We start from the raw sequence: 8,846 nt of genomic DNA, 5'->3' as shown, positions 1-8,846 counted from the left end.
GCCCCGCGCCGCCCGCCCCCGTCGCCTCCCGCGCGCCCGCCGCACGCGCCGTTCGCATGACGAATTGGCACCAAAAACGGCCGTTTAACGACATTTCGAATTGTTACGCCGCGAAATATACTGCGCGCGCATCCACCCTCGTGCCAAAGAGAGGATGCCTTTCCTCCCTGGTCACGGTCCCCCTGTGGCCGGGGTTTTTTTTGCCCGCGCCGGCGCGCCGACGCCCGTTCGGCGCCCGCGCAGCGGCTGCATTGCGCCGCCATTCTTGATATCGACTCAAGAGAGTTTCGTCCCGATACGGCTTTTTCCGCAAAAGTCGGACGAGCACAATGCAGGCTGTCCGCAACGGCGCCGTTCCGTTGCCCATTGCTTACAGGAGTACATCGCGTGACCGCCACGACTTCCCCTGCTTCCCGCCCCGGCGGCAGCGCCGCGCTGCCGCTGCTGGCGCTCGCCGCCGGCGCGTTCGGCATCGGCACGACCGAGTTCTCGCCGATGGGCCTGCTGCCCGTCATCGCCGACGGCGTGCACGTGTCGATTCCGCAGGCCGGCATGTTGATCAGCGCATACGCGATCGGCGTGATGGCCGGCGCTCCGCTGATGACGCTGCTGCTCGCGCGCCGCCCGCGCCGTTCGGCACTGATCGCGCTGATGACGATCTTCACGATCGGCAACCTGCTGTCGGCCGTCGCACCGAACTACACGACGCTGCTGCTCGCGCGCCTCGTCACGAGCCTGAACCACGGCGCGTTCTTCGGGCTCGGCTCGGTGGTGGCCGCGAGCCTCGTGCCGCGCGACAAGCAGGCCAGCGCGGTCGCGACGATGTTCATGGGTCTGACGATCGCGAACGTCGGCGGCGTGCCGGCCGCGACGTGGCTCGGCCACATCATCGGCTGGCGGATGTCGTTCGCGGCGACGGCGGCGCTCGGCCTGATCGCGATCGCGGGCCTGTTCGCCGCGCTGCCGAAAGGCGAAGCCGGCAAGATGCCCGATCTGCGGGCCGAGCTGGCCGTGTTGACCCGCCCCGTCGTGCTCGGCGCGCTCGCGACCACGGTGCTCGGCGCCGGCGCGATGTTCACGCTGTACACGTACGTCGCACCGACGCTCGAGCATCTGAGCGGCGCGACGCCCGGCTTCGTGACCGCGATGCTCGTGCTGATCGGCGTCGGCTTCTCGATCGGCAACGTCGCGGGCGGCCGCCTCGCGGACCGCTCGCTCGACGGCAGCCTGATCGGTTTCCTGCTGCTGTTGATCGCGTCGATGGCCGCGTTCCCGCTGCTCGCCGCGACGCATGCGGGCGCCGCCGCGACGCTGCTCGTGTGGGGCATCGCGACGTTCGCGGTCGTGCCGCCGCTGCAGATGCGCGTGATGCGCGCCGCCGCCGAGGCGCCCGGCCTCGCATCGGCCGTCAACATCGGCGCGTTCAACCTCGGCAACGCGCTCGGCGCAGCGGCCGGCGGCGCCGCGATTTCGGCCGGGTTCGGCTATGCGGCGGTGCCGCTCGTCGGCGGGCTGATCGCCGCGGCCGGTCTTGCGCTCGTCGTGCTGCAGCGGATGCAGCGCCGCCGCGCGCCGGCCGTCGCGGGGTCTTGACGCCGGCACCGTCGCGCGTCGCGGCCGAGCCGCACGCATCGGCGCGCGTCGCGCGGTGCCGAATTCGATCAGGCGCACCAACGCACACGGGCCGGTCATCCGGCCCGTGTCGCGTCGTCATCGGCCCGGCGCGCCTGCTTCACGCACCGGCCGCCGGCACGCTCAGCGCGCCGCGCCGAAGCCGCCGAAGAACGCGCGCGCGTTCGCGTCGAGGCTGTCGAGGTGATAGCCGCCTTCCTGCACGATCACGGTCGGCAGACCGAGCGCGCCGATCACGCTGCCAAGCCGGCCAAAGCCGTCGGTCGTCACCGCGACCTGCGACTGCGGATCGTCCTTGTAGATGTCGAAGCCGAGCGCAAGCACGAGCGCGTCGGGCTCGAAGCGCGCGAGCGCGCGCAGCGCGTCGTCGAGGCGCTCGAAGAACACCGCCTCCGGCGAACCGTGCGGCATCGGCAGGTTCAGGTTGTAGCCCGCGCCGGCACCGGCGCCCGTTTCGTCCTCGTAGCCCGCGACGACCGGATAGAAGTCGGTCGGATCGCCGTGAATCGACACGTACAGAACGTCGTCGCGGCCGTAGAAGATCTCCTGCACGCCCTGCCCGTGATGCATGTCGGTGTCGAGGATCGCGACGCGCCGATGGCGGCCAAGCAGCGCCTGCGCGGCGATCGCCGCGTTGTTCAGATAGCAGAAGCCGCCCGCCGCATCGCGGCGCGCGTGATGGCCGGGCGGCCGGCACAGCGCATACGCGTCGCGCGCGCCGTCGTTCACGTCGGCCGCAGCCGCGAGCGCGCTCTGCGCGGACCAGTAGGCGGCCCGCCACGTATTCGCACCGATCGGGCAGCTGCCGTCCGCGAGATAGCGCGCGGCTTTCGCGAGCACGCCGCGCAGCGGATTCGGATCGCGCACGAAGATGTTCGACATCACTTCGTCGCCCCAGTCGTCGGGCATCTTCTTCCAGTCGCGGTGCGCGTCCTCGAGAAAGCGCAGGTAATTCATGTCGTGCACGGCCGCGATCGGCGCCGTGCCGCGGTCGGCCGGCTCGCGCACGTCGAACTCGAGTGCGCGCACGGCCGCGACCAGGCGCGCCGCGCGCTCCGGCACTTCCTGCGGCGCGCGCATCTGCCCGCGCGACAGATACGTGCGCGGATGGTGCAGCAATTGCTCGGGATGGAAATACGTCTTCATCGATCGTCCTCGTCGGAATGCATCGTCATGCGCGCGGCGCGGCTGCCGCCGCGTCCGCACGCGCCGCGACGCCCGCCCGCGCGAGCACCGCGTGAAGCAGCACGTTCGTGCCGCGCGTCACGTCGTCCGGCAGCGCATCTTCGGCTTCGTTGTGCGACAGCCCGTCGACGCACGGAATGAACACCATCGCAGTCGGCACGCTGCGCGCGAGCACGATCGCGTCGTGCCCGGCGCCGCTGACGATTCGCTCGCTGCGGTAGCCGAACGCATCCGCGGCCTGCGCGACGAGTTCGACGCACGCGCGATCGAACGGCGTCGCCGGGCTGCGCCAGCAGGTCTCGATCGCGACCTGCACGCCGCGCGCGGCTGCCACGCGTGCCGCTGCATCGCGCAGCGCGCGCTCCATCGCATCGACTTCGGCATCGTCGTGATGACGCAGATCGACGGTGAAGGTCAGCTCGCCCGCAATCGTGTTGCGCGACGCGTTGCGAACGGCGATCTGGCCGATCGTCGCGAGGCCGCGCGGCGCGTAGCCGGCGACGATCCGCTCCAGATCGAGCGCGATCTGCGCGGCCGCGAAATAGGCGTCGCGACGGTACGGCATCGGCGTCGTGCCCGCATGCGCGGCGACACCCGTGACCGTCACGTCGAGCCAGCGAATCGCCTGCCCGCCCGTCACGATCCCGATCGTCGTGCCGTTCGCCTCGAGCACGGGCCCCTGCTCGATATGCGCTTCGAAATAGGCGTCGACCGCGCCGCCCGTGCGCCGCGTGCCGCGATAGCCGCAGGCGTCGAGCGCGTCGCCGAGCGACACGCCGTCGGCATCGCGCGTCGCGAGCGCGTCGGCAAGCGGCAGCGCGCCGGTGAACACGGCCGAACCGAGCATCGCCGGCGCGAAGCGTGCACCCTCCTCGTTCGTCCACGACACGATCTCGAGCGGCTTGTTCGTCACGATGCGCGCATCGTTCAGCGTGCGCACGAGTTCGAGCGCGGCCAGCACGCCGTACACGCCGTCGAAGCGCCCGCCTTCGGGCTGCGTGTCGAGATGGCTGCCGATCAGCACCGGCGCCGCGTGCGCGTCTGCGCCGTCGCGCCGTGCGAACAGGTTGCCGATTTCGTCGACGCTGACCGTCATGCCCGCGTCGCGGCACCACTGCGCGAACAGGTCGCGCCCGCGCCGGTCGTCGTCGGTGAGCGCGAGCCGCCGCACGCCGCCGCGCGGCGTCGCGCCGATGCACGCCATGTCCGTCAGGCTGCGCCACAGGCGCTCGCCGTCGATTTCCAACAGATCTTTCATATGCACTCCGGATAAAACCGTGGGTCGATGCTCAATGCGTGCCGAGCGCTTCGGCGGCGGCCGGCTGCGCCGCGCGGCGCGCATCGAGCGCGACGATGCAGAGCAGCGAGATGCCGGACAGGCACGTGTAGAACACCGCGAGCGGCCACCACTGGCCCGCGAAGCGGTGCGCGAGCCAGGTGCCGACGAGCGGCGTCAGGCCGCCCGCGAGTGCGCCGCAGATCTGGTACGCGAGCGAGATCGCCGAATAGCGCACGTGCGCGGGAAACACGCCGCTGACGAAGCCCGCGATCACCGAATAGAAGCCCGACATGCAGACGACCGCGATCGCGATGCCCGTCACGAGCGACGCCGACGTGCCGCCCTGCACGAGCATGAACATCGGATACGGCGACAGCATCGCGAGCGCGGCGGCGAGCTTCAGGAAGCGCGCGCCGCCGATGCGCTCGGCGATCCACGCGGAAATCGGCTGGCCGACGAACTGGATGATCGCGACCGCGAACAGGCTGTCGAGAATCAGCGACCGCGACACGCCGACGTACTGCGTGGTGTACGCGATCATGAACGTATTCGTGAAATAGACGCCCGCGATCCCGATCGTGTTCGCGCCGATGCAGAGCAGCACGAGCCCCCATGCGGAGCGGAACACTTCGGCCACCGGCAGCTTCACCGTGCGGTTCGCTTCCTTCACGCGAGCGAATTCGGGCGACTCGTTCACGCCGAGCCGGATCAGGATGCCGACGATCAGCAGCACCGCGCTCGCGAGAAACGGCAGGCGCCAGCCCCATGCGAGGAAGTCGGCCTTGTCCATCGACGTGACCGCGCGAAACGCGAGCAGCGACAGAATCAGGCCGGCCGGGCTGCCGAGCTGCGCGAACGACGCGAAGAACGTGCGGCGGCCCTGCGGCGCGTGCTCGCCCGCCATCAGCACCGCGCCGCCCCACTCGCCGCCGACCGCGATGCCCTGCACGATGCGCAGCACGACGAGCAGCACCGGCGCGAGCATGCCGACCGTCGCGTAGTCGGGCAGCAGCCCGACGCAGACGGTCGCGACGCCCATCATCATCAGCGTCGTCATCAGCGCCTTCTTGCGGCCGATGCGATCGCCGAGATGGCCGAACACGATGCCGCCGAGCGGGCGCGCGAAAAAGCCGACCGCGAACGTCGCGAACGACGCCATCGTGCTGACGAAGCGGTCGTGCGACGGGAAATACAGCTCGCCGAACACGAGCGCGGCGGCGGTCGCATAGATGTAGAAGTCGTACCACTCGATCATCGTGCCGATGAACGCGGCCGTCGCGGCGCGGCCCGGCTGACGGGCGGAAGGAAGAGACTGGGTCATGCGGGGCTCCTGTCGCGCGCCGGGCCGCTCGGCAACGGCACGCAATATGGTGATGGCGACCGTCTGTCGCGGCCTCGCGCCGCACGCTGCGGCACGCCTCCTTTATCGGCCGCCGCAATTCATTAGTCAAATTTCAAGTTATTATTCGGCGTATAAATTGAACTAATGTACGGCGTGCCCTGCCGTCCGGAGACCCGATGCGCGCCGATCTCGCTCCCTTCCTGAACGACCGTCTCGACTGGAACCTGTTGCGTACCTATCTGGTGATCATGCAGGAGCGCAGCGTAAGCCGCGCGGCCGCGCGGCTGCACGTGACGCAGCCCGCGGTGAGCCAGGCGTTGCGCCGGCTCGAGGACACGCTCGAGCGGCGGCTGATCGAGCGGCGCGGCGCGCACTTCGCGCCGACGCCGGCCGGCGAAGCCGTCTACCGGATCGCGAGCGACATCTACGGCGGCATCTCGCGCCTCGAAACGGAGCTCGACGACAGCACGGCCGACCTCACCGGCTCGATCCGGCTGTTGACCGTGAGCCGCATCGAGTCGCCCGTCTACGACGAATTCCTCGCGGATTTCCATCGCGCGTATCCGCGCGTCGATCTGCAGATCGAAGTGATGCGCTCGTCGGACATCCTGTCGTCGCTGCTGCAGAAGACCGCGACGGCCGGGCTCGGCCTGTGCCGCACGCCGCACGACAAGCTCGAGATGCGCTGCTTCCTGCGCCAGCGCTATGCGATCTACTGCGGTCGCCATCATCGTCTGTTCGGGCAGACGCAGCTGCGGATGGAAGACCTGCTCGCCGAGAACTTCGTGTCGTTCACGAGCGACCAGATCGGCGACAGCCTGTCGCCGCTCACCGTCTTTCGCGATCAGAAGGGCTTCACCGGACGCATCGTCGCGTCGTCGCCGAGTCTCGAGGAAGTGCGGCGGCTGATCTTCGCGGGCTACGGCATCGGCTGCCTGCCCGAGCACATCGTGCGCGACGACATCGCCCAGCAGCGGCTGTGGCGGCTGCCGCCCGATGAAGGGCTCGTCGACGTCGACGTGTTCCTGCTGTGGCATCGCGACCGCAAGATGAATGCGGCCGAGCTGGCGTTTCTCGAGGCGATGGAGCGCTGCATGCAGCGCTATTCGCTCGCGCAGCGGCTCGGGAAGTAGCGACGCAGGCGCGCGCAGTAGGCAGTCCGGGCCGCACGCATGCCGGCCCGACGCGCACCGTCAGGGCTGCGCTTCGCCCCGCTCAAGCGGCAAGATCAGGCGCTCGGGAATGCTGCGATGCGACGCGCGCGCGCCGACGTAATACAGCACGGCCGGCACGACGAGGCCGAGAATCCACGAGATGTCGGTGCCGCCGAGCGCATCGACGAGCGGGCCCGTATAGACGTGCGTCGACATGAACGGCAGCTGCACGAGGATGCCGATCACGTAGATCGCGATCGCCATCGCGTTCCAGCGGCCGTAGCGGCCGTCCGGATCGGACAGCGCCGGCACGTCGTAGCGCGAACGCGTGAAGCAGTAGTAGTCGACGAGATTGATCGCGCTCCACGGCGTGAAGAACGCGAGCAGGAACAGGATGAAGGCCGTGAATTCCTTCAGGAACGAATGGCGGCCGGCCAGCGCGATCAGCGTCGAGACGCAGATCATCCCGAAGATGTACAGCAGCCGGCTGCGCGACGACACCGCGCCCTTGCCGCGAAAGCCGCTGACGATCGTCGCCATCGACATGAAGCTGCCGTACGCGTTGAGCGCCGTCACCGTGACCTTGCCGAACGCGATGCTGAAATACAGCAGCGCGGCCACGGCGCCCGTCGAACCGAGGCCGACGATGTACGCGACTTCGTGATGCGCAAAGCCGCTGCCGGCCAGCGCCGCCGCGAACACGCCGAACACCATGGCCGCCTGCGCGCCGATCACCGAGCCGAGGCCCACCGCGAAGAACGTGCCGAGCGACGAGGTCGAGCGCGGCAGATAGCGCGAGTAGTCGGCGACGTACGGGCCGAACGCGATCTGCCACGATGCCGACAGCGACATCGACAGCAGGAAGCTCGCCAGCGTGAAATGCCGGTTCGCGAGCAGCGCGCCGATGTCGTGGTTCGCGAACAGCTGCGCGAACATGTAGACGAACGCGACGATGCCGATCACGCTCGCGATCCGGCCGACGAAGTGGATCGCGCGATAGCCGCACACCGTCAGCACGACGATCACCGCCGCGAACAGCAGGATGCCGGCCGCGTCGTCGACGTGCAGCAGCTGCGCGACCGCCTGCCCCGCCAGCACGGAGCCGCTCGCCGAAAAACCGATGTACATCAGGCACACGAGCACGATCGGGATCATCGCGCCGTACACGCCGAACTGGACGCGGCTTGAAATCATTTGCGGCAGCCCGAGTTGCGGGCCTTGCGCGCCGTGCAGCGCCATCACCGCACCGCCGATCAGCTGCCCGAGCAGCAGCGCGATCAGCGACCAGAACACGTCGCCGCCGAGCACGACCGCGAGCGCGCCCGTGACGATCGCGGTGATCTGCATGTTCGCCGACAGCCACAACGTGAACTGGCTCAGCAAGCCGCCGTGACGTTCGGCGTCGGGAATGAAATCGATCGAGCGGACTTCGATCAAGCCGCCGGCGTTTCCAGTGGGATGCGTTGACACGGGCAAATCTCCAGATGACTCGGGACGACAAATGGTTCGAACGGACGCGGAACGTGTCGAGCCGTCGGTTCGGCGCTTCGACGCGGGCGCCGTGGATCGCCGAGCGGCGCCATGCATGCGCGATGGGCGCGACGAGCACGGTGACGCGCATGCGGCACGACGCGGGCAGGCATTGCCAGCGCATGATCTTGTATATACAACTTGTCTGATATCCGGAAATACCCGTCTTTCGCCGCTTTTTTAGGCGTGTAAATCGGTCGGCACGCGAGTCTCGGCGTGACGCAAGCTGATGTATGGAAACCGGTCGGCACTCGTCAACGACCCGGCTGCGCTGAAGGTGTGGCTGTCCGATCGCACGTCCGCCGGCAATGCGATGACGATGGCCTTCCTGAGTTCCTACATGACGTACCGGCCGGCGGTCGAGCCGGAGGATTTCGATGTCTGTCCGGTGCTGCTGACGCAGCCGGCCGCCGATCGCTGGACGCCGCTGCATCTGAGCGAGCCGTTTCTGCAGCGCATTCGCAAGGAGCCGGTGAAGGTCGTGATGCTCGACAACGCGGGGCACTATCCGCTGGAACAGCCGGGGTTGTCGCAGATGGTTAATGCGATCGATGCGTTCTATCGGGAGGTGACGCCAAGCGCGGATGGTGGGCCGACTCTGCCGTAAGGGCGGTGTGGGCGGACGAACGAATACCGCGCGGGGGACGCCTGTGACGTCATAGCCCGCTTCACTGGAGCCTATCCGAATCTTTGTGTGTGAGGCATAAACTGATGGCCAAGGAGC

7 protein-coding genes are annotated in these 8,846 nt (G+C 68.5%); 3 read left to right on the top strand and 4 right to left on the bottom strand.

Features of this window, described 5'->3' with window-relative positions:
• The first annotated feature begins 387 nt into the window (after positions 1-387).
• Entirely contained in the window at positions 388-1,593 is a 1,206-nt protein-coding gene (locus tag ACSHSS_RS29090) for an MFS transporter (RefSeq protein WP_105762214.1), read from the top strand.
• Positions 1,594-1,755: 162 nt separating this feature from the next.
• On the opposite strand, the gene ACSHSS_RS29085 is transcribed toward ACSHSS_RS29090, so the two are convergent.
• The 3 genes from ACSHSS_RS29085 to ACSHSS_RS29075 are packed head-to-tail and all read right to left on the bottom strand — an operon-like array spanning position 1,756 to position 5,417.
• On the bottom strand, positions 1,756-2,778 hold the full coding sequence (locus tag ACSHSS_RS29085) for a histone deacetylase family protein (protein ID WP_105778938.1): 1,023 nt from the start codon (positions 2,776-2,778) through the stop codon (positions 1,756-1,758).
• 25 nt (positions 2,779-2,803) lie between these two features.
• On the bottom strand, positions 2,804-4,075 hold the full coding sequence (locus tag ACSHSS_RS29080; protein WP_445545889.1) for a Zn-dependent hydrolase: 1,272 nt from the start codon (positions 4,073-4,075) through the stop codon (positions 2,804-2,806).
• Between the two features lie 31 nt (positions 4,076-4,106).
• Positions 4,107-5,417, bottom strand: coding sequence for an MFS transporter (locus tag ACSHSS_RS29075; protein WP_012213713.1), 1,311 nt, complete (start codon positions 5,415-5,417; stop codon positions 4,107-4,109).
• A 197-nt stretch (positions 5,418-5,614) separates the two neighbouring features.
• On the opposite strand from ACSHSS_RS29075, the gene ACSHSS_RS29070 reads away from it, so the two are divergent.
• Entirely contained in the window at positions 5,615-6,571 is a 957-nt protein-coding gene (locus ACSHSS_RS29070; protein WP_006401094.1) for a LysR family transcriptional regulator, read from the top strand.
• 60 nt (positions 6,572-6,631) lie between these two features.
• On the opposite strand, the gene ACSHSS_RS29065 is transcribed toward ACSHSS_RS29070, so the two are convergent.
• Positions 6,632-8,062, bottom strand: a complete 1,431-nt coding sequence (locus ACSHSS_RS29065) for a purine-cytosine permease family protein (RefSeq protein WP_253606807.1) — start codon at positions 8,060-8,062, stop codon at positions 6,632-6,634.
• Between the two features lie 289 nt (positions 8,063-8,351).
• Between ACSHSS_RS29065 and ACSHSS_RS29060 the strand changes: the two genes are divergently transcribed.
• Complete coding sequence (locus ACSHSS_RS29060) at positions 8,352-8,729, top strand: lysophospholipase (RefSeq protein WP_445545888.1); 378 nt, start codon at positions 8,352-8,354, stop codon at positions 8,727-8,729.
• Positions 8,730-8,846: the final 117 nt, after the last annotated feature.

Source organism: Burkholderia sp. BC1, assembly GCF_052683555.1.
Note: the sequence above shows the minus strand (reverse complement) of the source record. Positions and strands in the feature narration are given on the sequence as shown.